General features: G+C 46.1%; 3 protein-coding genes. All 3 read left to right on the forward strand.

The features are described from left to right. The first annotated feature begins 5 nt into the window (after positions 1-5). The 3 genes from NSS65_RS01970 to NSS65_RS01980 all read left to right on the forward strand — a co-directional run bounded on the left by NSS65_RS01970 (position 6) and on the right by NSS65_RS01980 (position 24,783). A complete protein-coding gene (locus tag NSS65_RS01970) occupies positions 6-10,706 on the forward strand; it encodes an amino acid adenylation domain-containing protein (RefSeq protein WP_340992721.1) in 10,701 nt (3,566 codons plus the stop codon). Positions 10,707-10,749: 43 nt separating this feature from the next. Then, the gene (locus NSS65_RS01975) at positions 10,750-14,586 is read left to right on the forward strand and encodes an amino acid adenylation domain-containing protein (RefSeq protein ID WP_340891511.1); all 3,837 of its coding nucleotides are present in this window, start codon (positions 10,750-10,752) and stop codon (positions 14,584-14,586) included. A 63-nt stretch (positions 14,587-14,649) separates the two neighbouring features. Further along, positions 14,650-24,783: an amino acid adenylation domain-containing protein gene (locus tag NSS65_RS01980; protein WP_342467340.1), complete on the forward strand. Its 10,134-nt coding sequence runs from the start codon at positions 14,650-14,652 to the stop codon at positions 24,781-24,783. The last annotated feature ends 7 nt before the right edge of the window (positions 24,784-24,790 follow it).

Raw genomic sequence — 24,790 nt, forward strand, 5'->3', positions numbered from 1 at the left:
GACTTATGAGCAAGCAGAAAATTCAAAAGGTATATCCTTTAACACCAATGCAAGAGGGCATGCTGTATCATGCCATGCTAGACCCTAATTCCTCCTCTTATTTCACACAGCTTGAGCTTGGAATAAGCGGAGATTTTGATCTCGATCTTTTTGAAAAGAGTCTCAATGAACTCGTACGGACATATGACATTCTGCGTACAGCCTTTGTCTATCAGCAATTACAAAAGCCTCGTCAGGTTGTACTGGCTGAACGTCATTTAAATGTGTATAGAGAAGATCTATCTCATCTGAATCATCAAGAGCAGAAAAAGGTATTGGATCAATATAAAAAGCAAGTGAGAAAGCAAGGATTTCACTTAACGAATGATCTGTTGTTGAAAGTCGCTGTTTTTCAATTAAATGAAACAAACTGGCACCTGATTTGGAGCAACCATCACATTATTATGGATGGTTGGTCCATGGGTGTGTTGATGAAAAAACTGTTTCATTACTATGAATCTTATCGGAACGGCCGAACGCCGGATCGCTCACAAGGTAAGCCTTATGCGGACTATATCCAGTGGCTTGGAAAGCAAAACAAACAAGAAGCGGAAGACTATTGGAAGGAGCGGCTGGATGGTGCTGTTCAGCACCAAGGGCTGCTGCAGCAAAAAGAAGCGAACGGACAATATGATCATCGGGAATGGACGTTTACATGGGACGCTCAAACGGTACAAGCCATTCAAGATGCGGCAAGACAATGCCAAGTGACAGCACCGAACCTTTTTCAGGCTGTCTGGTCCGTTCTTTTAGGCACCTATCATGCAGCAGATGATGTCACATTTGGAACAGTCGTATCAGGCAGACCTCCAAGTGTGTCTGGGATTGAGCGGATGGCAGGGCTGTTTATCAATACGATACCTGTTCGGGTGACATTGGATCAGGAGCAGACCTTTAAACAGCTGTTTCAAACGGTTCAGCAGCATGCATTGGAAGCGGAAAACTATGATTTTATGCCGCTTTATGACATTCAGCAGAAAACAGCTGCTGGAGGAAAGCTCTTTGATCATTTGGTTGGATTTGAAAACTATCCTTTAGATCAAGAGCTGTCTGGTGACACCATGTCTGCACGTCTCGGTTTTGCCATTGATGTAAAGGACGGATTTGAACAAACGAATTTCGATCTCAATGTCCTTGTCTATCCTGGTGAAACGTGGACATTGACATTCAAATACAATGCGATGGCTTTTGAAGAAAAGGTCATTGAAAACATATCCAAACATCTGAGCAACCTCATGAAGCAAATCATTCACAATCCTGACGTACGTCTTCATGAAGTGACATGTATTACAGAAGAAGAAAAGCAGCAAATTGAAGCATGGAACCAGACGGAGCGAGATTATCCGAAGCATCTGTCCATTCCTGAGCTGCTCGATGAACGTATCAAGGCGCAGCCTGACCATCCGGCATTAGTCGAAGGCGAGCGAACATTCACATACGAAGAGCTTGGACAGGAAATCCGTCGTTTAGCCAGCAGTCTTGTTAAAAAAGGCGTTCAGCCGGGGGATGCTGTGGCGGTATATATGAACCGGTCAGCAGATGCGGTGATCTCTATTTTGGCCATTTTACATGCAGGGGCTGCTTATGTACCGATTGATCCTGCTCAGCCTGAGGAGAGAATCCGTTGGATGCTTGAAGACAGCGGTGTATCCATTTTGCTCTATGCTGACAGCCAGCCGCCAGTTGATGAAAGCATCAAAGCTGTTTGTGTGACCGGCTTGTCTCATCACTCACAAGCGGAGTTATCAGTCGAGACGTCTCCATCTCAATTGGCATATATCATGTTCACATCGGGATCAACTGGACGGCCAAAAGGAGTTCAAATTGAGCATCAGCATATTGTGAGGTTAGCATGCTCTCAGGAAAAAATAGGCTTGAACACGTCGGATCGTATGGCGCATACAGGAGCTGTCAGCTTTGATGCGATTACACTTGAAATCTTCACTACGCTTCTGAATGGGGCGACGCTTTATCCTGTTGACCGTGATACTTTATTGGATATTCACCGGTTCGAACAATTTATCCAAACACATCAGATCACAGCGCTCTTTTTAACGACTGGTTTATTTAATCAGCTCGCTCAGCAGCGGCCGCAAATGTTCAAAGGGTTAAAAACATTATTCACCGGTGGTGATGTGATCAATGTAAAAAGTGCGGAGCTTGTGAAAAAGCAGCATCCGTCAATTACCTTGCTGAATGTCTATGGCCCAACTGAAAATACAACCATCTCCACCATTTACGAAGTAAGAGGAGATGAAGCGGGCCCGATCCCAATTGGTCAGCCGATCAATCATACGTCAGCTTATATTTTAGATGACTATCAAAGACTTCAGCCAATTGGAGCCCCAGGAGAGCTGTATGTGGGCGGGGATGGTGTTTCAAGAGGGTACATCAAACGTCCAGATTTGACTGATCAAGTATTCATGGCAGATCCTTTTAAGCCGTCAGGACGGATGTATCGAACGGGGGACTTGGCTAGATATGGTGCAGATGGTCAGATTGAATTCCTCGGCCGTGCCGATGATCAGGTGAAAATTCGTGGCTTCCGTATTGAGCTTGGTGAAATTGAATCAGTGCTTCACCAAGAAGCGGGGATAGATGAAGCAGTTGTACTTGTTCAGCAGCTTTCTTCAGATGAAAAGGAAATCATCGCTTACTTCACAGGGTCACTGACAGAAGAAGAGGTACGAGATGTATTCAATCAAAAACTGCCAGCTTATATGGTGCCGCACCATGTGATGAAGCTGGATACCTTTGCACTGACATCGAACGGGAAGGTAGATCGAAAAGCTTTACCTAAGCCTGACGAAGTGCATCGCGAGGAAATCAAAATCATTCTGCCTGAGACTGAGACAGAAAAGGCACTCGCTGACATTTGGGAGGAGCTTCTTGGGAAAACGGTTGGGGTAGACGAGCATTTCTTTATGGCTGGCGGGCACTCGCTTAAAGCGATGATGATGTCTGCAAAGGTTCAAGAAGTGCTTCAAAAGGAAGTGCCGATTCAAGTGATTTTCGAGAAGCCGACGATTCGCTCATTAGCGGCTTACATCGATCAGGATGGTCAAGAAGAAGCCGGACATCCTATTTTGCCAGCAGAGCAGGCGGACGAATATCCGGTATCACCAGCTCAGCGCCGTTTATATATTTTGCAGACACTTGAACCTGACAGCACGAATTATCATATTCCGATCGTCTTAACGCTTGAAGGAACACTCGAATATCAGCGGCTCAAATCAGCATTTAATCAGTTAATCCAAACACATGAAATCTTAAGAACGAGCTTTCATATGAACGGGGAAGACATTGTCCAAAGGGTGCATGAATGGACTGAATTTGACCTTCCTGTTCATCACATCAAGGAAGAAGAGGCGGAGGCATTTCTTACTGAACGTCAATTGCCATTTGATTTAACAGCAGCACCCCTTTTGCGAGCTCAGCTGCTGAAGGTCAGTGAGAACCGTCATCTTCTCGTCTTGGAAGCACATCATCTCATTACAGATGGCAGCTCCATGAAGACATTCATTCAAGATTTGGCGAAGGCCTACGATGGAGAAGCTCTTGCTGAACGAGTCCTTCATTATAAAGATTACGCTGTCTGGCAGCTAAGTGAAGAAGAAACGGAGAAACAGAAGGAGCATGAAGCGTATTGGCTGAAGCAATTTGAAGGAGATTTACCGGTTTTAGAGCTGCCAACTGATTATCCGCGTCCAGCGGAACGTGATTTTACTGGAGAACGATTCATGTTTGGCTGTGATCAAGCAACGACTCAGCGCATTCATGAACTGCTTCAGAAAACCGATACGACCATGTATATGTTCTTGTTATCTGCCTTTCAAGTGCTTCTTGCCTCCTATAGCGGGCAGGAAGATATCATTGTGGGTTCGCCTGTTGCTGGACGGACACACCCTGATATCCAGGACATGCCGGGGATGTTTATCAACACCATTGCGATGCGCGGAAAACCAGAACAAACCAAAACATTTTTACAGCTGCTTGAAGAAATAAAAGAAACAAGTGTTGACGCTTTTGCACATCAAAGCTATCCGCTCGAAGAGTTAATTGCACATCTTCCATTAGACCGTGATACAACTCGGAGCCCGCTTTTTAGCGTGTCATTTAACATGCAGAACATGGAGGTACCGGCGCTAAAGCTCGGCGATCTGCACATTTCGCCTTATGCCATTCAGCATCACTCGGTCAAATTTGATCTATCTTTAGAAGCATTTGAACGCGAGGGAGCATTAAAGCTGAGCTTTGACTATGCAGCGGCGTTATTTAAAGAAGAGACCGTCCGCCGGTTCGGAACTCACTTCCTGGCAATTATTCGTGAGGCGGTTCGTCATCCAGAGGAACAGATCGGCTTGCTCCATATACTAGATCAGCATGAACAAATAGAACGTTTGGAGAAAAAAGGCGAAGGGCAAACGAATCGTCATGAGCCATTCCATGTCCAATTTTCACGTCAGGCGAAGGAAACACCGGATGCTATCGCCGTCATGGATGATCAAAGAAAACTCACCTACCGCGAGCTTGAGGATATGTCATATGCACTTAGCTGTGAGCTTAAAAAACGAGGCGTCGAGAAGGAACAAACTGTGGCACTGATCCTTGACCGCTCTGTCTATGTCATCGTCTCCATGCTTGGTGTGATGAAAGCAGGAGGAGCGTTTGTTCCGATTGATCCGGCCTTTCCGGCTGAACGAATCCGCTACACATTAGAGGATTCAGGTGCACAAGTCATCGTGACAAATGAGTCTCTATCAGATTCCTATCAAAATCATAAGTCGATTCAAGTGGTGCAGGTTGAACAAGCAGTGCATCAAAGCCATCCACTAGAATTGCCGGAAGTGTCGGTTGATCAGCTCGCTTATGTCATTTACACATCTGGGACAACGGGGAAGCCGAAGGGTGTACAGCTCACGCATCGTAATCTATCACACTATGTCAGCTGGCTGATAAATGAGGTGACATTGCAGGAATGTGATCGGACGGCACTGCTTTCTTCTTATGCATATGATCTTGGTTACACAAGCACTTTCCCTGTTTTAAAAGCAGGGGGGACACTCTATGTTCCTCGTGAAGACGTGTATACAGACCCTGTACGTCTGATGCGGTTGATTGATGAACAAGAGCTGACTTATATCAAAATGACACCATCCTTATTTCATATGATGGCAGATTCTAAGGAACATTCATTTAATGCTTTACGCCTGGTGGTACTTGGAGGAGAACCAATGATCCCTGAGGATGTTGAAACATTTATGATGCAGCATCCATGCGTGGCAGTCATGAACCATTACGGTCCGACTGAGACAACCATTGGTACAGTGACCAAACTGATCACAACGCAAGAGCTGGACGCTTTGAAGGAACGATCTTTGATTGGACAGCCAATTGCTCACACAAGAGCGCTCGTATGCAATCAGCAGCATCGGCTTGTCCCTTATGGCGCGCCGGGAGAGCTTTATATATCTGGAGAAGGCGTGTCGAGAGGATATTTGAATCAGCTTGAATTAACAGCAGAACGTTTTCTTGAAAATCCATATGATCCTCAAGAGAGAATGTATCGCACAGGGGATTTGGTCAGACAGCATGCAAATGGAGATATTGAGTTTCTTGGACGAGTCGACGATCAAGTGAAAATCCGCGGCTATCGCATTGAGAAACAGGAAATTGAGCATGCCGCACGTGCTCTGGCATCTATTCAAGAAGTCTATGTCAAAGTCCTGCACCTGTCCCGTTTACCGGAGCTTGCACTCTATTACACAGCGCTTGAACACATTGGAACACTGACGTTTAGAGAAAATCTTGCGGAGACACTGCCGGATTATATGATTCCAACGTACTTTGTGAAAGTCGATCACATTCCACTCACCCAAAACGGAAAGGTGGATGCGAAGTCTCTGCCGCTTCCGCATGAGGTGCATATGAACCGTACGGCGCATGCGGCACCAGAAACGGAACTTGAGCAGATGCTGTGTGACATTTGGTCAGAAGTTCTTGGGGTTGAACAAATAGGTGTTCTTGACCATTTCTTTGAATTGGGAGGTCATTCCCTCAAGGGCATGGTGCTCATTTCGAAGGTGCAAGCGAAGCTGAACAAGCATGTGCCGCTCAAAGTCCTTTTTGAAAAGCCAACCATACGGGCAATGGCAGCCTACTTGGAAGAAACAGATTCTTCGGTGGTGACATCCATTCAGCCAGCGGAAAAGCAAGATTTCTATCCCGTCTCTTCTGCTCAAAAACGGATGTATGTCCTGCAGCAGCTGCATCCAGAAGCAGTCACTTATCATATGCCAGCCGTGTTAATGATGGAAGGTAGCCTTGATGTGAAGCAGCTGGAAGCAGCGCTTCAAGCCTTGATCGACAGACATGAATCACTCCGGACAGCCTTTGTAGAAATTGACGGCGTACCCGTTCAAAAAGTCTATCGCCAAGTGCCGTTTACATTAGAAGCTGTTGAAATAGAGGGCGATCAGGAGCAGTCTGTCGTCGAGTCATTCATTACACCATTCTCATTACATCAAGCACCATTAATGAGGGCAAAAGTGGCGAAACTTTCTGATGAGAAATATGTATTCATGATGGATATGCACCATATCATTGCAGATGGTGTCACACGCAGTCTGCTCATTCAAGAACTCGCAGAGCTGTATGAGAAAAAGACGTTACCGCCAGTTCAGCTGCATTACAAGGATTTTGCGGTATGGCAGCAGGAAGAAAAGCAGCAGGCGCTGCTTAAGAAACAGCGGCAGTATTGGCTGGAGCAATATGCACAGCCGCCGGAAGACTTAGCACTGCCCCTTGATTTTCCGCGTCCTCAAGTTCAGTCATTTGAAGGAGGGCGAGTCGATAGATGGTTGTCTGCTGAAAAGGTGCAGTCCATCAAAACGCTCATGGCGGAAAAAGGTGTGAGCTTGAACATGGTGATGCAAACGGCATTTGCCATTTTCCTTTCCAAGTTAACTGGGCAGACAGATATCGTCATAGGCGCAGTGACCGCAGGACGTACGCATGCTTCAATCGAGCGGGTTCCAGGCATGTTTGTCAATACACTGGCTCTTCGAAACGAAGTGCAGCCAGAAGAAACGACAGCGCAGCTGCTTGAAAAAATGAAAGATCGCAGCCTGTCAGCCTATGAACATCAAGAATTCCCGTTTGAGGAATTGGTGGCTCAGTTAGATCTTCCGAAAGACACGAGCCGCAATCCATTGTTTAGTGTCATGCTGACAACAGATGACCGTGACCTAACGTTACCGGATTTGAATGGACTCAAGCTGTCGCAAAAGCAGCAAGATACCGTTCATGCAAAATTTGATATAACGCTTGGTGTATTTGAAGAAAATGACCAAGTGGGCTTGCGCTTTGAGTATGCGGCGGCCCTGTTTAAAAAGAGCACCATTCAGCGCTGGAGCATGTATATTGAAAAAATCATAGACGATATGCTGGCTAAGCTGAATCAGCCAATTTCAGCGCTATCTCTCATAACTGAAGAAGAAAAACGAGAGCTGATCAATGAATGGTCAGGACCAGACCTCAACGTTCCGTTAGATCAAACCGTTCATACCTTGATTGAGGCTAAGGCACAAGAAGCACCGCACCAAAAAGCAGTGGTCTTCTGCGGAACGAGCTGGACGTATAAAGAGCTGAACAGCCGGGCGAATGTAGTCGCTTCAAGACTTATCGCAAACGGCACAAAACCAGGCGACCGCGTCGGCATTCTCACCCGCCCTTCTCTTGACATGACAGCCGCTGTCCTTGGCGTCCTCAAGGCAGGTGCGGCATTTGTTCCGATTGATGCAGATTATCCAGCGCAGCGCATTGCGTACATGCTGGAAGACTGCGGTGCAGAGGTACTTCTGATGCAAAAAGGGCTCACTGCACCATCTTCATTTACAGGTCATGTGTTGTTCATAGAAGATGCGGTAGAAGGAGAAGCTCACGAGATTCAGGTTCATATCAAACCAACGGATCTCGCTTATATGATTTACACCTCTGGGACGACGGGACAGCCGAAGGGTGTCATGGTTGAGCACCAGTCCCTTATGAATCTTGCATTTTGGCACAATGATGCGTTCCAAGTGACGAAAGACGATCGAACTGCGAAATATGCCGGCTTTGGCTTTGACGCCTCCATTTGGGAGATGTTCCCGACGTGGATCGCCGGCGCAGAGCTGCACATTATCGTCGAAGCGATTCGCCTCGATATGATCAAGCTCAATGCTTATTTCAATGAAAAAGGCATCACCATTGCCTTCCTGCCGACCCAGCTATGCGAGCAGTTTATGTCAATGGACAACCATTCTCTGCGTTATTTACTAACAGGCGGAGATAAGCTGAAACAGGTAAAGCCTGTTCCATACAAACTCGTGAATAACTATGGTCCGACTGAAAATACAGTCGTAGCGACAAGCGGAATGATCGATCCAGAAAAAGGCACGATTCCGATAGGAACAGCCATTGCCAATACACGTTTTTACATCATGGGTTCTTTATACGACCTGTCGCCGCCAGGCGTACCTGGTGAGCTCGTCATTGCAGGAAAAGGACTGGCAAGAGGCTACTGGAATCTTCCAGAGGAAACAGACAAACGATTTGTCCCAGATCCATTTTATCCAGGCGAGCGCATGTACCGCACAGGCGATTTAGTGAAATGGACAGAGGATGGTGAGCTGATCTATCTCGGCAGAATAGACCATCAGGTCAATATCCGCGGCTTCCGGATTGAACTGTCAGAAATTGAAGCGCAGCTCCTGACGCTGGATTCGGTCAAAGAAGCCGTCGTGACAACGGTCAAAGATGCGGGTGATCACGACGCCCTTGCCGCTTACGTAATCACGAAGAACGATACAGATACAGAGAACTTTAAAGAAAGCCTAAAACGCACGTTACCAGAATACATGGTGCCATCATGGATCATAAAACTAGATCAATTTCCAATGACGGCCAATGGAAAAGTCGATCTCAAAGCATTGCCAGCACCTGATATCGAAGCGAATCAAACGGTATACGAAGCACCAAGAGACGAAGTGGAAACCCTGCTTTGCGGCATTTGGGAAGATGTCCTTGGCGTCAGCCAAGTCGGCATCCACGATCACTTCTTCTTCCTTGGTGGAGATTCCATTAAAGGCATCCAAATGGCAAGCAGACTCACGCAAGCGGGCTGGAAGCTCGATATGAAACTTCTATTCCAGTACCCAACGATTGCGGAGCTGCGCCCATATATCGAGGAAGCCGATCTTCTCACAGCCGACCAATCACCTGTCGAAGGAGAAGTCATTTTAACACCGATTCAACGCTGGTTCTTTGAACGAGCATTCAGCGATCAGCACCATTGGAATCTCTCGATGATGCTTCATGCACCAAATGGATTTGACCTTTCCATTACAGAACAAGTCATGAAAAAACTGCTTTCACATCATGATGCACTGCGTATGGTATACAAGCAGGATCATGGCGGCATCCTGCAATACAACCAGCGGGAGCTCACGGAACCGCTGGAGATTATTTCTCATGATGTCTCAAAAGAGCACGACGTGAAAAAAGCTGTTTCCACATATGCCAATGAGTATCAGCGTCAGCTGAACCTCGAAACAGGTCCGTTAATGAAAGTGATTTGTTTCCATGCAGAAGATGGCGATCATTTACTCATCGTGACACACCATTTAGTCATTGACGGTGTCTCATGCCGGATTTTACTAGAGGACTTTATGTCTCTATATCAGCAGGCAGCTCAGGGACAAAAGCTTGTCCTGCCGCTGAAAACTCATTCCTTTAAAGAATGGGCAGAGGCCATTGAACGTTATGCACAGTCACAGCCTTTAAAAAGTCAGCAGGAGTATTGGGCAGAAATTGAAAGCAAACCATTAACCGCATTACCTGTTGATCATAAAGTGACAAAAAGAAAAGTTGCCGAAACCAAATCAGTTCAAATGCAGCTGACAGAAACAGAAACTGAGCGTCTTTTGACCGATATTCATCTGCCGTACACAACGGAAATGAACGATATTCTTTTATGTGCTCTCGGTCTTGCTGTTCAAGAGTGGACAGGTGAGTCCCATGTACATGTGCAGCTTGAAGGTCATGGTAGAGAGGATATTTTATCAGGGCTGGATGTCTCTCGCACAATTGGCTGGTTTACGAGTATGTATCCAGTTGTTCTTGAAGCGAAGCCGGATCAGACCATAGCTGATGCTATTAAAGGAACGAAAGAAATGCTGCGGCGTGTGCCAAATAAAGGAATCGGCTATGGGATCTTAAAATACATGACAGCCGCTGAACCGTCAGGGCAGCACGTACATCCTGAAATCAGCTTGAACTATCTTGGACAGATTGATCAGGAAGTGACGACAGAACTCTTTGGGCCGTCGACTTATGATATGGGACGACAAGCAAGCCCTGATTCGGAAGCTGTTTATAAGCTGAACCTTAGTGGTCTTGTTCAACAAAATCGATTCATTTTATCTTGTTCCTATTGTGCAAGTGAATATGAAGAACAGACGATACAGCAGTTCATGGCATTGTTGAAGGGGAAAATTCAATCCATCATCACTCATTGCTTAGCGCAGCAAGAACGGGAATTTACGCCAAGTGACTTCTCTGCGGCTGACCTTGAAATGGATGAAATGGACGACATTTTTGACATGCTTGAGGAGAAATTGACTTAACAACACGAGATGAATCATAAAAAAGGAAGGGAGGATGAAATAGATGAGTCAATTTAAAAGGGATCAAGTTCAAGACATGTATTATCTGTCACCGATGCAAGAAGGAATGCTGTTTCATACCCTCCATCATCAAGAAAAGGGCTTTTATGTAGAGCAAATGGATATGAACGTTAAGGGCACACTGCGTTATGACTTACTTGAGAAAAGCATGAATATCATCGTGGAGCGGTACGATATTTTTCGTACCGTGTTTCTCCACGAAAAAGTAAAGCGCCCTGTCCAAGTTGTACTAAAAGAACGTCCTTTTACACTTGATGTTGTGGACTTGCAAGATCTTTCTGAAGACGAACAGCTTGAACGTATAGATAAATTCAAACAACAGGATCAGCTGAGAGGATTTGACCTCTCGAAGGATTCTCTCATGCGGGCGTCTGTTTTCCAAACGGGCCCTGCCAGCTATCGCTGGATATGGAGCTATCATCATATCCTTCTGGATGGCTGGTGCTTTGGACTTGTGGTGCAGGAGTTATTTGCGATTTATCATGCACTTTTACATGACATCCCTTACAAGTTAGCGCCGGTCAAACCATATAAAGAATATATAAAGTGGCTGGAAAAACAAGATAAGCAAGCATCACTTCAATATTGGCAGCAATCATTAGCGGGGTTTGATGGACAATCGACCTTTAAAGAGCAGCGGAAACAGACGAATGAACATGAATTAGGCGAAATTGAATGGTCCATGAGCAAAGAAGAAACGGCCGCTTTATCAGAGTTAGCGCTGCAGCAAAATGCGACGTTAAGCAGTGCGCTTCAATCAGTCTGGTCGGTTCTGCTGAGCAGGTATCAGCGGTCAAATGATGTGCTGTTTGGAACAGTTGTGTCAGGACGTCCGGCAGATTTGGCTGGCGTTGACAGGATGGTTGGGTTGTTCATCAATGTCATCCCAAGAAGAATTCAGCTGACAGATCACATGACATTTCGTGCGCTCCTGTCAGAAACACAGCAGCAGTCTCTTGCAGCCGAGCCGCACCAATATATTCCGATTTATGATATTCAAGCAAAGACAGGTCAGCAGCAGCTCATTGATCATATTGTTGTGTTTGAAAATGTTCCAGCCGCAAAGAAGGACGAGCAAGAGGCACGGTTAGGGTTCACGGTGGAGGACATGAATGTCTATGAAAAATCAAACTATGATCTCAATCTGCTCGCATCGCCTGGAGAAGAATTACTATTGAAGCTTGCCTTTAACCAAAGAGCGTTTGATCCTCAATTTGTTCATAAGTTAAAGGAACAGCTCAGCCTATTGATCAATGAGGCGGTCAAGCATCCCGATCAATCGGTTCATACACTCCCACTCGTCACAAAACAGGAAAAACAGCTGATTCTTGAGGAATGGAATGCACCTGAGCTTGAGCATGACCAGCTGTATTTATCGAAATGGTTTGAGCATAATGTCCGCAAACAGCCAAATGCAGTGGCGCTATCAGCAGAAGAGCAGACGATGACATATGCCGAGCTGAATGAACAGGCCAATCGATTGGCAAGGCATTTGCAAAAAAATGGAGCCGAACATCAAACGGTCATCGCCATTTTAGCCGATCGAACGCCTGATCTCATTGTCAGTCTGCTTGCTGTTTTAAAAGCAGGCGCAGCCTATGTGCCAATCGATCCTGATTATCCAGAAAGCCGCATTCAATACATGCTTAAAGACAGCGGAGTAACGCATCTTCTGACTCACTCATCCTTTATTGGTCAGGCGAAGGGACTCGCGTTTGATGGCACGTATCTGTTTGCAGATGATCAGGAGATTTCACTAATGAGCTCAGAGAATCTGCCGCTGGAAGCAGGTTTACACGATACGGCATATATCATGTATACATCAGGCACAACAGGTCAGCCAAAAGGCATCATGACCACCCATTCCAATATTGCCCGGGTGGTCAAAAATACGAACTACTTAACCATTTCAGAAACAGATACACTGCTGTCGCTATCCAACAGCGTATTTGATGGCTTTACCTTTGATGTATATGGTGCGCTTTTAAACGGAGCAAAGCTTGTCCTGCCGAAAAAAGACACCATTTTAGATATGCACGAACTGACGGAGCTGATTAAAAGAGAAAGCATTTCTGTCATGTTTGTTCCAACTGCTTTATTTAATCTTCTTATTGATGAAGAAACTGATTGGATGCGCAGTGTGCGCAAGGTGCTGTTCGGAGGGGAACGTGCATCTGTACAGCATGTGAGAAAAGCCTTTGATGTCATGGGGAAAGGCAGACTAATCAATGTCTACGGCCCAACTGAATCAACGGTTTTCGCCACCTATTATCCTGTAGATGAAGCTCCGCCGATCGAAGCTTATTCTATTCCAATCGGAAAGCCGATTAACCAAACGGGTGCTTATATATTGAGCCAGCAAGGACAGCTTCAGCCGATTGGAATGGTCGGAGAACTTTGTCTCAGCGGCAAAGGACTTGCGAAGGGCTATTTGAACCGTCCTGATCTGACAAAAGAAGCCTTTATCACACATCCGTTTGCTGCGGGAGAAAGGCTGTATCGCACGGGTGATTTGGCTTATTTTCGAGCAGACGGTCTGATTGAGTATGCAGGCAGAGTGGACGATCAGGTGAAAATTCGCGGACACCGAATTGAGCTGACAGAAATTGAAGCCCACCTTCTCATGCATCCAGGCGTAAAGCAAGCTGCCCTTATAACGGATCAGCATGGCTCGTCGCAGCATACAAGACTGCTCGCCTATATGACGTGTGAGGATGAGTGGAAGGACAAAGTGGATGTGATCAAGTCAGGGCTGAAGGAGAAACTTCCGGCATACATGCAGCCTCATGAGCTGATCAGACTTGAGAAAATGCCGCTGACACCAAATGGAAAAGTTGATAAACGTCAGCTGCCAAAGCCAGAGGCGCCTCAAGGAAACCGCCATGTGAAGCTTCCGGCCAATGAGGTAGAACAAAAGCTGCTTGTCATGTGGCGTGAAGTGCTTGAACGAGATGATATCAGTACAGATGACCATTTCTTTGAGATTGGCGGACATTCTTTAAAAGCGATGTCGCTTTTATCAAAGGTGTCGAAGGAATTCGATGTTCAGGTGCCTATTCACTTGCTGTTTGAGACGCCGACAATTGAAGCCATCAGCCGTTATATTCAACAGCAGGATCATGAAGCTGCCGGCTATCTTGTATTCAATGAATCTCAAACTTCAACAGTCTTTGCTCTTCCGCCATTACCTGGCTATGGCTTTATCTATCAGGAAGCCGCCAAAACGCTTGATAGCGTTCGTTTGATTGCCTTTGACTTTATTGAAGCTGATCACCGCATGATGCAATACGTTCAGCATATTCAGCACCTTCAGCCTGAAGGGCCGCTGACTTTGATGGGCTACTCTGGCGGGTGCTATCTGGCCTTTGAGCTCGTTCAATCGCTTGAACAAGCAGGACGGACGGTGGAAAAGGTCATTATGATCGATTCCTATAAGAAAATTGGTGAAAGTGATTTAGAAGGACGATCCATTGATGACGATATCGCAGCGATTGTCCATCAATCGAAGCAAAGTGAACTTGCCCAAGAAGAGCTCGTTCAAGAAGCGCTTGCTCAAAAAACGCGGGCCTATTATGAAACATTTGTTAAGGGGGTGAATCAAGGAAAGATACAAGCAGATATTGATTTCATCCAATCAGAAGAGCAAATTGAGATTCCAGACTGGATGGATCATTGGGAAGAGGCGACGACCGGTGCTTATCGCTATTATCAAGGCTACGGTGAGCACGCTGACATGTTCAAAAACAAAGAATGTGCAGCCCAAAATGCCCAGCTGATCAAAAAAATAGTTAATCAAAAAAATAGAGAAGCCGTTTTGTAAACTTTAGATCAGGCAGGGGTGCATATTGGCAGCCCTGCCTGTCAAAAAAGGAAAGGAACTCATATGAAACCATCAATTATGAACGAATCAAATGTACATGAAACAATGGATACGATTTTACAAGATGTACAGAGAACCATTTTACAAACCAACGAAATCGAACGCTTCGCTGTTTTTTCTCGTGAAAAAACCATTCGACCGCGGCCATATCACCTCTCTCATTTATTTCTCGACAATCACATGGAGCAGGAGGCCGCAGCTGAATCGATACAGACGCAAACGGCTTCCCCTGCTTTAGCGGACATGCCGCCCGCCCTTTCCTATGGAGGGGATCTAGATGTTAACGCAGGAGCCCAAACCTTACAGGACGCCTTAACAGAGGCGGCAAAAACGACAAATGGTCTGACTTATATCGTCAATAGTGAGAATGAACTCACGCAATCCTACGCGCAGTTAAAGGAGGACGCTGAGCGGGTTCTGACAGGTTTGAGGGCATTAGGACTTGAACCGGGTGATCCTGTGTTCTTTCAGTTTTCATCCAATCATGCGATGGTAACAGCCTTTTGGGCGTGTGTGTTAGGCGGATTTGTTCCAACACTAGTGTCCGCTGCACCGACCTATCGGGAAATGAATGCCTCCGTGAAGAAACTTCATCATGCGTGGCACCTGCTGGAGCATCCGCTCATTTTAACAGATGACTCGCTGATTGATGAGGTGCAAGGCTTAGCTTTATTGTGGCATACAGACAAGTTACGTGTTGCAGCCGTTGAGCCGATGCTTTCTTTAGAAAGAGATATAGAAGCTTATCCCGCGTCACCGGATGATTCAGTCTTTTTTATCTTAACGTCTGGAAGTACAGGGATGCCCAAATGCGTAGAACATTCTCATCGAAGCGTGCTGGCGAATGTCAAAGGAACAGTGGCAGCCAATGGGTTTACACAAGAGGATGTGTCGTTAGACTGGATGCCTTTAGATCATATTGGCGGTATTGTGATGTTTCACCTAGTCAATGTGTACACGGGCTGTGAGCAGGTTCGGGCAAGAACAGATGATTTTATCGCTCAGCCGCTGCGCTGGCTTGACTGGATGGACCGCTACCGTGCAACGAAAACATGGGCGCCTAACTTCGCATTTGCGATGATCAATGATTATGAGAAAGACATTTCGTCAGGATCTTGGGATCTTTCTGCTATGACTTGTATGATCAATGGGGCAGAAGCGGTCGTACCGAAGACGATTCACCGATTTTTACACTTGCTGGCTCCGCACGGCTTAAAGGGAGACGTCATTAGACCGGCATTCGGCATGTCTGAAATCTCTTCAGCCGTTGTCTTCTCTTTTGCGATAGAGCGGGGAGATGAAAACAGCGGGGTTCTAACCTTTGAGGAAACATCACTCACAGAGCAGCTAAGACCAGCGGAGGCACGTGAGACAGGAACCGTCAGCTTTACAGAGCTGGGAAGACCGATTCCGGGTATCACGATTCGTATCGTGAATCATCAGCATGAGCTTCTTCCCGAAGATCATATTGGCAGTGTGCAAATTAAAGGGCCGACGACAATGAAGGGCTATTACAAGAATGACGAAGCGAATCAAGAAGTCTTTCAAACAGACGGCTGGTTTCACACGGGGGATTTAGGTTTTCTGCACGAAGGAAGGCTGACATTAACCGGAAGAGAAAAAGACATGATCATCATCAACGGGAAAAATTATCACAACTATGAAATAGAAGTCATTGCAGAGGAAGTACCCGGCGTCGAAACGAGCTTTGTAGCGGCCTGTTCCGCCCGGATGGAAGCATCTGCATCCGACGAGCTGATTCTCTTTTTTACACCGAAGCTGTATGAACCTTCTTATATCATGAGGGCAAGTCAGGATATTAAATCCCATATTGCGACAAAAATGGGGCTGTCTGCATCGCGCGTGATTCCTGTCCAGAAGCATGCCTTTCCGAAAACAAGCTCTGGAAAAATAGAAAGGGCACAGCTTAAGAAGCGATGGCAGGAAGGCGAATTTGATGAAATCATCAAGGAGCTGGACATTAGACTTGAAAATGAACACACCTTGCCTGATTGGAGTTTACAAAAGGAGTGGACACCTGCTCCGCTTCATGAAGCTGAAAAACAAACAGCAGGGAACATGGTGATCTTTGCAGACACATTAGGGCTGGCAGATCAATTAAAATCCCTTTCAAGCAATGAACAAACGTATATTACGGTTGAACCGGGTCAAGCATTCACACAACTCACACATACACACTTCATCATCCACCCGAATCGGCCGTCTGACTACGAACAACTCTTTGAGACACTCCGTTCGTATGGCGTTTCGGTGAAACAAATCATTCACCTTTGGAACTACACAACTCAAGAAGACACACTTCATGCAGCGTTGGCAAAAGAAGCACAGAAAACTGGCAGCATGAGTGCCTTATATGTAACAAAAGCGATCGCTGCCTATGAGGAGCCGGTAGAGATCACCTTTGTCTCTGCTCATGCGATGAACTTGCCGGAAGATCAAACACATGATGTGGAGAAAGCAACGACAGCAGGACTGATGACAGCTGTTCAGCATGAATGGCCGTTTATCAAGGTGCGATGCCTTGATTTTTCTCTGACAGAACCGGATGCTGACCGTTCTCATGCATCATCGATCATGACAGAGCTTACACATGACACAAGCCATCATATCGCTGCTTATCGCGAAGGTGTTCGTTATACTCCTCTTTTAACACCGCTTCATCTAGAAAAAGAACAAAGGGTGAAGAAACCGCCATTTGAATCTTCCGGGCTTTATGTGATGACAGGAGGGCTTGGCGGCATTGGACGAATGCTGAGTGAGCACCTGCTGACATCCTATCAAGCGCATCTTGTGCTGGTTGGAAGAAAGGCGCGAGAGGCTTTATCTGCGGAGCAGCATGACGTATTGATTTCACTTGAGAATCTAGCGGAAAAGCGCGGCGGCACAGTTCTTTATGAAAAAGTAGACATTACTGACGCAAAAGCCATTGAAACCCTGATCTCAAGAGAGGAGACGGCTTTAGGCAAAAGGCTGCATGGCGTTATTCATTTCGCTGGCATCATTCAAGAAGAGCTGCTTCGTGACATGACGTCTGTTTCATTACATGCGATGTACGAAGCGAAGGTATATGGCACGATTTCGCTTCATGAAGCAGCATCTAAACGGCACAATGTCTTATTCCTTTCCAGCTCGTCAGCTCGAACGTTAAAGGGCGGGATGACCGTTGGCGCTTATTGCGCAGCCAATGAGTTCGTTGAACAATTTGCTCATTATCAGAGGCTGACATCTACTGTAAAGCCGTATTGCTTTAGCTTTAGCATGTGGGATGAGACCGGAATGAGTGAAGGCTCAATGATCAAAGGCATGCTAAAAGAAAGAGGTTATCTCCCGATTCCAAAACGGGCGGGCATTCAAACAATGCTGGCATGCTTGATGACAGATGCTCCTCTCATTTATATCGGGCTGGATCGGTCGAAGCAGGAAATTCAAGAGATGATACAAGGGGAAATACAAACAGAGCAGGCCGTATATGTCTTTTTCAAAACCGATCAAACAAAGGCTTTTGAAGAAAGGCTGTATCAATCCATTTATACGTGTATACAGTCTCGTCTCTCTGGTGAATGTTCCGTCCATCTATATCCTGAAGAATACTGGAAAGAAACAGAGGATGGGATGCCGGACGAAGTGTATTTCAATAAATTAATAGAGGAAAGTGGACATGATTCAGAGGACAGAGCACCTCAAACTAAGACGGAGAAACTTTTGGCACATATTTGGTCCGAACTGCTTGATGTCTCAAACATCAGCTGTGGTGATCATTTCTTTTTACTCGGAGGTCATTCGCTCAAGGCAACGCAAATGCTGTCTGCTGTTAGACAGAAAACGGGATTTGACGTGCCGCTCGCTGTTCTTTTTGAGCATACGAGACTTGGAGAGTTAGCCGACTGGATTGATTCACATGCCAAAGCCGATGAAGCGATTCCGATACGGAAAATAGAAAAGGGTCAGGAGCTTCCGATGTCCTATGCTCAGCAAAGACAGTGGTTTCTCTATCAATTACAGCCTGATCTGCCATTATACAATAATACGATTTCCTTTCGGATGAATGGACCTTTAGATGTGAAGGTGCTTCAGCGCAGCCTGCAGCAAATGGTGCAAAGGCATGAATCACTCAGAACATCCTTTGCAATGAACGGCGATGAACCGGTACAGATCATACATGAGCATATGACTCTTCCAGCGCTTGAGGTTGTCGATATATCAGATCTTTCATCACAGGAAGAAAAAGAACAAAAAGCGGCTGAGTGGGCGAAAAAAGAAGCGGGCACACCTTTCCGCTTAGAGCATGATGCACTTTTTCGCGCGAAACTAATTCGGCTGTCAGACACAGATCATTTGCTGCTGATGTCCATTCACCACATCGTATCAGATGGCTGGTCGATTGGCATTGCCGCAAAGGAGCTGTCCGAGTGGTATACAGCGATGATCGAAGGGAGGGAGCCTGATCTCTCACCGCTGCCGATTCAATATGCAGATTACGCACTTTGGCAGAAGGAGTATTTGACGGGAGAAACGCTTCAGAAGCAGCTTTCCTATTGGAAGGAGCAATTTGCGGTACCTGTGGAAGAGTTGATGTTGCCGTATGACTACACGCGTCCGGCCGTTCAATCCTATAGGGGAAAAACGAAAAAATACCGCTTGTCGAAGCCGCTGTCTGACCAGTTGGCTGCTCTTTCTCAGAAAACAGACAGCACCCTTTATATGACATTACTTTCGGCTTTCTCTACTTTGCTGCATCGATTGTCTTCACAGGATGAGTTTGTCATTGGATCCGTCATTGCCGGGAGAAATCGGACGGAGATGGAGCAGCTCATCGGATTTTTCGTGAATACACTGGCACTTCGGATTGATCATAGCGGCAATCCAGCTTTCACAGAGCTATTAGAGCGAGTGAAGGAAACAACAATGGGCGCCTATGCGCATCAGGATGTGCCGTTTGAGATGGTGGTAGATGAGCTGAATATTGTACGTGAGGCTGGCAAGCAGCCGCTGTTTCAGGTCATGTTTGTTCTGCAAAACCTGCCCCTTGAAGCTTCTCCGATGGGTGAGGCGACATCCGTTTTAGCCATTGAAGATAATGATACGGCCAAATTCGATCTATCCCTGTTTGTTTTTGAAGGAGCGGAGGGTCTTCAAGTAAAACTGGAGTATGATGCAGACTTATTTTCTGACGACACGATGGAACGGTTCCTTCGTTACTACGAGCAGCTGCTTGCGTGTATTTGTGAAAATCCAGCACAGCCAATCAGACAAATGAATTACCTGCCAGAGAAAGAGAGGGATCAGCTGCTCTATGAATGGAGCGGCAACACAGAACAACCAGTAGGCCCGCTTCTCATCACAGAACGGTTTGAAGCGCAGGTGAAAAAGACACCTCATGCGATCGCCCTCGAATCTGGGGAAAAACAGTGGACGTATCAGGAGTTACAAGAGAAAGTCGATCGGCTTGCTGCTTATCTGCAGCAGCGAGGAGTGAAGCCGCATGAACCAGTAGGGCTTCTAATTGACAGGTCGCCTGAAATGATTTTTGGGGTGCTGGCGATTGTGAAAGCAGGCGGGGCCTACGTCCCAATTGATCCTGAATATCCAGATGCACGCATTGATTATATGCTGAGGGATACAGGTATTCAGTTGTTACTGACAAAAAATGAATGGCTGAAACAAGTCTCAATCAGTCAAACCGAGCTCATTTGTCTTGATCAGGGGTATGAAGAGTTTTTATCAGAGGCAGAACTCAAGTCTGCTGCTTTAAAACCTGATGGACTCGCTTATATCAATTACACATCAGGATCAACCGGTCAGCCAAAAGGAGTTTTAATTCCGCATCAAGCGGTCATCCGGCTTGTATGTGAAACAGATTATGTCACCCTTAATGAACAAACGCGTATTTTGCAAATCGCGAGCTTCTCCTTTGATGCCTTTACGTATGAAATATGGGGAGCCCTGCTCAACGGCGGAAGGCTGATACTGACCGATCGAAATACGATCTTATCAATGGATACACTGGCTGACACGCTGACATCTTACAAGATCACAACAGGATTTCTGACAGTACCGCTGTTTAACCGATTAACAGAGGAACATCCAGAAGCTTTATCTGGATTCGATGCCTTATTGGTCGGTGGTGATGCTTTGTCAGCTGCTCATATCCGTAAAGCGCTGCCGTATTTACCTGAAGGCCTATTAAACGGCTATGGACCAACTGAGAATACGACGTTCTCCTGTGTGCATCACATTCGGGCAGTGGATGAGGGGCAGACTTCGGTTCCTATCGGTCAGCCAATTGCGTATTCACAGGCCTATGTACTAGACGACCAGCTGCAGCCGGTTCCGCAAGGTGTCATTGGAGAGATCTACGTAGGCGGTACAGGGCTTGCACTCGGATACCTTGGAGATAAAGAAAAAACATCGCAATCATTTATCCCGCATCCTTTCCAAGAAGGAGCGCGTTTATATAAAACAGGCGATATGGGCCGCTGGCTGCCAAACGGCCTCATCGACTGCCTTGGAAGAATCGATCATCAAGTAAAAATTCGCGGACACCGCGTCGAATGCGGAGAAATTGAAGCCGCCATGCTGCGCTTTGAAGACATCATAGAATGTGCGGTCATTCCGCATCAGCATGAGAGTGGTCACAAGCGATTGATCGGTTATTTTGTCCAAAAGGGCAGCATGACCACGCAAGACATTCGTTATCAATTAAAAGAAATACTGCCAGATTATATGGTGCCAAGCCTATTAATAGAGCTGGAGGAACTCCCGCTCACGGCAAATGGCAAGGTAGACCAAAAACGTCTCCCGCCGCCAGAGTGGAGACAGGAAGAAGTGGACATACCGGCTGACAGGGCACTCAGTGAGGAAGAACGCTTACTGGAAAAAGTGTGGACTCAGCTGCTCGGTACGCCTTCGATTGGCGTACATGATAACTACTTTGAGCTTGGCGGGGATTCGATTATTGTCATACAAATGGTGGCGCGCTTAGCACAGGAAGGCTACGTCATTCAGCCGAGAGATGTATTTGAAAAACAGACGATTTCACAGCTGGCACTCGCTATGAAAAGGTCAGATGCTGCTGCGTCCTATGATCAATCGCCTGTCACAGGAGATGTTCGTCTGCTTCCAATCCAATCATGGTTCTTTGAGCAATCAATGACAAACCAAGATTATTGGAATTTATCAGCGCATATGGAATTCAAGCAATCTATACAGCTAAAGCAGCTGACACAGGTTCTCTCAAAAATTGTCGATCATCACGATATGCTGAGAGCGATGTATACAAAAACAGCAGATGGATCATGGATTCAAACCATTCGTGCGCCTGGCATCACCCCTTGTGTCACCTTCTTTGATTTGACGAGTGTTTCTCATGAGGAAGCGCTGGAACAAATCCGCATGGAGACCGCCGCTTGTCAAGAAACGTTGTCATTAGAGCGGGGAGAAGTAATCAAAGCCATTCTTTTTCACACAAGTGATGGTACGTCTGAACTCTTTATCGCTGCCCATCATCTTGTGATGGATGGAATCTCATGGCGCATCATACAGGAAGACCTATTAAATGGACTGAAGCAGCTTGCGGCAGGGCAGGAAATCGCGCTTGCAAAGAAAACTGCGTCCTATCAGCAGTGGGCAGATGCTCTTTATGAATACGCACAAACCGATCAATTAAAAGAGCAGGTTCCTTTTTGGCAAAAGATCACGAGCCAAGAGGAAGAGGGTTCTCCTTTTCAAACCCCTGCACTTTTCAATATAGAAGAACATGCAGAGATCCTGTCTATTCAATTGACGAAGAATCAAACAGATATTTTACTAAGGCAGGCATCACAAGCGTACCGAACAGAGGTAAACGATTTACTCTTATCAGGACTCACGCAAGCCGTTGGAAAGCCGCTGCTCATCACGTTAGAAGGGCACGGACGCGAGGATTTATTTGAACAGATGGATTTGTCACGAACAGTCGGATGGTTTACAAGCTCTTATCCTATTTTTATTCCTTTTATTCAAACCGATATTGAGAGACAAATCAAAGATGTCAAAGAAACCTTAAGAGCTGTGCCGCAAAAGGGAATCGGCTATGGCTTGCTTCAATACATGACAGCATCTCGTTTACTCAAAAAGGCAGCGCCGCAGATGAGCTTTAATTATCTTGGACAGTTAGATCAAATAGACGGTGAAGCATATCTTTATTTAGCAGATGAACGAAATGGACTTGTACATGATCCAAAAGCAGAAAGACAGCATTTGATCGATGTGTACGGATATGTTGTGAACGGTCAGCTTCAGATGAATTTTATGATCCATCGTGAACTGCTTCAGTATGAAGAGGTGCGCCTGTTACCTGAACGGTTCAAAGAAAAAATGGAGGATATTCTGACGCATTGTGTAGAGACAAAAGGCGGCTTTACGCCATCTGATTTTCCAATGGTTCAGCTGACGCAAAAGCAAATCGATGAGCTTCCAGATGGTGTAGTGGATGTGTATCCACTATCTCCAATGCAGCAAGGGATGCTGTTTCATGCATTATTAGATCAAGCGTCACAGGCGTATTTTGGTCAAGTGCATATGACACTCGAAGGCTTAACGGACGGCGCAGCCTATGAAAAGGCCTGGAATCTGCTAGTAGAGCGTCATTCGATTTTGCGGACAACATTTGCTTGGGAAGGGCTAAAGGAGCCTGTTCAGTTGATTCAATTAGAAGGAAGTATTCAGCTCACTCAGCACGATGTGCGCCACCTGAGTGAAACGGATCAGAAGGAAGCCATTCAGCAATATTTGCAAACAGATCGGTCAAAGGATTTCAAACTAGAAGATACGGATGAACCGCTGATTCGTATTGCTTTATTCCATCGTGATGAAAACACATGCACGTTTGTTTTTAGCTTTCATCATATTTTAATTGATGGCTGGAGCTTGTTCAGTTTTATTGAAGAATCCTTTTCTTTGTATCGCTCTCTTGTGGATGAACGGGAGATGGATCTTCCTGCTTTACGTCCATATAAAGATTTTATCGAGTGGCTGCAAAAGCAGGATCAAGAGAAGGCGCTAGAGTTCTGGAAAGGTTATATGTCAGGAGTAGAGGAGGCTACACCGCTTCCAGGAGACGGCGGGCATGCTTCGGATCAAGAAGCAGGTGTTGATCAGCTAAGTATCAAACTAACGCCCGAGATGCAGCAGAAACTCGAAGAGATGACAGGCACGCAGAAGGTGACAATGAGCACCCTGATTCAGACAGCATGGGGGCTGCTTTTGCATCTTCATTCAGGATCTGAGGATGTCGTGTTCGGAGTGACAGTATCAGGACGGCCGGCGGATTTACCACAGGTTGAAAGCATGACAGGGCTCTTTATAAACACATTGCCGCTCCGTTTGCCGATCACGCCAGAGTGGAGCATTTCCAAGCTGCTGGCACATACACAGGACACAGTTTTTCAGATGCGGGAATTCGAATATACCGTACTGCCGGATATTCAGCAGCTGACCCACATTCCGAATGGAGATTCATTGTTTAACAGCATTGTCGTGTTTGAAAACTATCCGATTGAATCTATTGAGCCATACGGCGTACGCATTTTAGACATTGCGAGTCATGAAGAAACGAACTATGACCTGACCCTTGTGGCAGTTCCGGGAGAGAGGCTGGAGCTGCGGGTCACATACCGCTTCAATCAATATACAGAAAAGCAAATACAATCGCTGATGCAGCAGCTGATCCACACACTTGAAGCCATGACAGAACAAATGGAGACACCCCTCTCTTCCTTCACGATCGTCACGAATGAAGAAAAAGAGCGGATGATCACCGATTGGGCGAAAAATGCACAAGTCAGCGTGCTGTACCCAGATCAAGAAGAGGTCTATTCAGGTGTGCATGATCCTTCCTGTGAAACGGAAATATATGTCCTGAGCGAAGCGCATCAGCTCATGCCGGTAGGATTTCCTGGAGATATTTTTATCGGTGCAAAGGACATCAAAGCACTTTGCGGGGAGCTTGCCGATTGGATGGAGACGCATAAAATTCCGCATCCATTCAAACATCAAACTGGTGAATACCTCTATCCGACAGGGGATGTCGGCGTTTGGACTGAAGAAAACAAGATTCAGATTTTGGATTGGATGTAGGAGGAGA

Origin of the sequence: Bacillus sp. FSL K6-1006, assembly GCF_038593175.1 — a bacterium.
Lineage (GTDB): Bacteria > Bacillota > Bacilli > Bacillales > Bacillaceae > Bacillus > Bacillus safensis.